2 protein-coding genes and 1 riboswitch are annotated in these 3,610 nt (G+C 55.0%); both genes read left to right on the top strand.

Annotation, left to right across the window (positions count from 1 at the left end; translation table 11 throughout):
* Positions 1 to 398: 398 nt before the first annotated feature.
* Positions 399 to 486, top strand: a riboswitch (ZMP/ZTP riboswitch).
* A 76-nt stretch (positions 487 to 562) separates the two neighbouring features.
* A complete protein-coding gene (gene pflB, locus PHF27_RS13840; protein WP_300071311.1) occupies positions 563 to 2,803 on the top strand; it encodes a formate C-acetyltransferase in 2,241 nt (746 codons plus the stop codon).
* Between the two features lie 194 nt (positions 2,804 to 2,997).
* Positions 2,998 to 3,610 (top strand): radical SAM protein (locus PHF27_RS13835; protein WP_300071308.1); only part of this gene is annotated, 613 nt, incomplete at its 3' end.

Genomic DNA, 3,610 nt, shown 5'->3' with positions numbered 1-3,610 from the left:
TGACTTCACCGTCCTTTGCGTAAGGTTAGGGTAGCACTTACTGATTCGCATTTGTGGGGGTGAAGTCCTTTTTATTGCCTAAAAACCCTTTGATTTTTCTAGGGTTCGAGAATATGAAAATCACTCAGTTATGAGAAACACAACTTAATAATACCTTTATTTTCAAGGAATTACAAATGAAATGAGGTCCTATTTTTACACTGTTTCCTATAAATGTGGTTAGGGTATACGAACTTGTGAAGCGATTATGGGACTGTAGTGGGAAAAGCGCTCTGTAGATCTGCAATGAATAATATTTATTAAAAAATAAAAAGATAAAAAAAGCACACTGGCCTCTTGACGGTGCCTCCCTGAGATGAGTATAATAAAGATGCGACACACCGCTGTGTCAGACAACCGAACCCCTGCAGGACTGGCGGATCAGTGGAGAATACCACGTGGACTGCAATATGGGGACTATGAAAGCCGACCGCCTGGGCAAAGCTTGTGTGCTGCCTGGGCGGTTTTTTGTCGCTCTGACCGGGGCTGTGAAGGCGCCGGCTTAATGAGAGGAGCAATGACGATGATGAACAACAAAGCATGGAACAAATTTCAAGGCGGACGGTGGCAGCGGCGCATTGACGTGCGCAGCTTCATTCAACGCAACTACCAGCCTTATACAGGAGATGACGCGTTTTTGGCGGCACCGACGGCGCGGACCAAAAAGCTTTGGGACAAGTGCATGGACTTGCTGAAAGCGGAACAGGAAAAAGGCGGCGTTTTGTCGGTCGATCCTACGCGGGTCTCGACCATTACCTCTCATGGCGCCGGTTACATTGAAAAAGATTTGGAAGTTGTTGTCGGTTTGCAGACCGAGGCTCCTTTAGAGCGCGGCGTCATCGTCAACGGCGGCATCCGCATGGCCGAGCAGGCTTGTGAAGCCTACGGCTATAAGCTGGCCCCGGAAATCAGCGATATTTATCATAATCACCGCACCACGCACAATACAGCCGTCTTCCGGGCGTATTCGGAAGAGATGAAACTGGCTCGCAAGGTGGGCATTATTACCGGTCTGCCGGACGCCTATGGCCGGGGCCGCATTATTGGCGATTATCGCCGCGTGGCGCTGTACGGCGTAGACCATCTCATCGCCTGCAAGAAGCAGGATTTAAAAGAACGCATTGACGCGATGGATGAAGAAACCATGCGCAGCCGCGAAGAGATTGCGCTGCAGATTGAAGCGCTGGAACAGCTGGCGCAGATGGCGGCCAGCTACGGCTGCGACATTCGCCGTCCCGCGGAAACGGCGCTGGAAGCGGCGCAGTGGCTTTACTTTGGGTACTTAGCAGGAATTAAGGATCAAAACGGGGCGGCTATGTCCATTGGCCGCGTTTCGACCTTTTTGGATATTTATTTTCAGCGCGATTTGGCGGCAGGTCTTTTGGACGAGAGCGGCGCGCAAGAAATCATTGATCAATTGGTAATTAAGCTGCGGTTGGCGCGGCAGCTGCGCACGCCGGATTATAATGAGCTCTTCGCCGGCGACCCGCTCTGGGTGACGGAATCGGTAGGCGGCATGGGCGTAGACGGCCGCACGCTGGTGACCAAGACGTCTTTCCGTGTGCTCCATACTCTTTACAATCTGGGACCTGCGCCGGAACCCAATCTGACGGTGCTCTGGGCGGCGGCTTTGCCGGAAGGCTTCAAACGCTTCTGCGCTAAAGTGTCCATCGATACCAGCGCCATTCAGTACGAAAGCGACGATTTGATGCGCCCCATTTACGGCGATGATTACGGCATTGCCTGCTGCGTGTCGGCTATGCGCCTGGGGCAGCAGATGCAGTTCTTTGGCGCGCGGGCCAATTTGGCTAAGGCGCTTTTGATGGCCATTAACGGCGGCAAAGACGAGAAATCGGCGCTCCAGGTAGCGCCGGAGCTGCCCTTGCCGGAAGGCGAATATCTGGATTATGACGTAGTGCGCCGCCGCTACAGCCGAGTGTTGGAGTGGCTGGCCGGTCTTTACGTGAATACGATGAATCTGATCCATTATATGCATGATCGCTATGCCTATGAAGCGTCTCAGTTGGCGCTGCACGACAGCCAAGTGGAACGGCTCATGGCCTTTGGCGTCGCCGGTCTTTCGGTGGCGGCGGATTCGCTGAGCGCGATCCGCTACGGCAAGGTCAAAGCCATTCGCGACGAACGCGGCATTGCCGTGGGCTTTACCAACGAGCAGCCTTTCCCTTGTTACGGCAATGACGATGATCGCGTGGACGAGCTGGCGAAAGAGCTGGTCGAAGAATTCTCGGCGCTCTTGAAGCGCCATGCCGCGTACCGCGGTGCGCATCATACCTTGTCGGTATTGACGATTACTTCGAATGTTATGTACGGCAAAAAAACCGGCGCTACCCCGGACGGACGCCCTGCTGGAGCTCCCTTTGCGCCGGGCGCAAATCCCATGCACGGACGTGAGGAAAAAGGCGCGCTGGCCGCGATGCGTTCGGTGACCAAGCTTCCTTATGAAGCCTGCCGCGACGGCATTTCCTACACCTTCTCGATCTTGCCTCACGTGCTGGGCGGAACTGCGGAAGATCGCGCTGCCAAGCTGGCGGCGCTGTTGGACGGCTATGTATCGTTGGCTGGCCATCATATTAATGTCAACGTGCTGGAACGGGCGACTTTGGAAGACGCCATGGAGCATCCGGAGCTATATCCCCAGCTGACCATCCGCGTCTCCGGCTATGCCGTACATTTCATCAAGCTCAGCCGCGCGCAGCAGCTCGAAGTTATCCACCGCACCTTCTACGAAACAGTAGGCGCATAGTGGGGAATGTTCACACAGAGTTAAAATAATGAGAACGGCACACAGAGTAACAGAGAAAGGCCAGAGAGAAGAAGATTCAACAAGAGAACGGCTATTTCTTTTGTTATTTCTCTGCACCCCTCTGATACCTCTGTTACTCTGCGTATCGTATCTTCGTGTAGCGTAATCTCCGTGATTTTCAAAGGAGGCGGCCTATGAGCGACATCAAGGGCTGGGTGCATTCGGTAGAGACCTTCGGCACGCTGGACGGACGGGGGATTCGCTATGTGCTGTTTTTGTCCGGCTGCAGCCTGGGCTGCGCCTTTTGCCATAACCCGGACACCTGGAAGCGGGGCGGTCGGGAAATGACTGTAGCAGAGGTGCTGGCGGATTACCAACGGTACCGGCCTTTTTACGATGCCTCCAACGGCGGTATTACCGTCAGCGGCGGTGAGCCGATGGAGCAGGCGAATTTTGTGGGGGCTCTTTTTGCGGCCTGCCAGGAGGCGGGCATTCATACGACTCTGGATACCAGCGGCAAGTGGGAGTCTGGGGCGGCGCAGGCGGTGCTGCCCTATGCGGATGCGGTGCTTTTCAGTCTCAAGGGAGCGCGGGAGGAAACCTATCGCAGCCTGACCAAGGGCGGTGATTATCAGGCGACGCTGCTTCATTTGAAGGAAGCCGTTTTGGCCAGCGAGGTTACTTTGCGTTTTGTGGTCATTCCGGGCCTGACGGACGGCGAGGTGGAAAGCGAGGCGCTGGCCAAGGTGGTGCTGGCGCTGCCGCGTCCGGTAGCGGTGCAGCTTTTGCCGTATCATACGATGGGCG

The organism is Anaeromusa sp. (assembly GCF_028691475.1).
Classification (GTDB): Bacteria; Bacillota; Negativicutes; order Anaeromusales; family Anaeromusaceae; genus Anaeromusa.
This window is presented reverse-complemented; position numbering and strand designations above follow the sequence as displayed.

Bases quoted from the DNA above. Each gene is read 5' to 3' on its own strand.
- pflB (WP_300071311.1), top strand. From the start codon at position 563: ATGATGAACAACAAAGCATGGAACAAATTTCAAGGCGGACGGTGGCAG.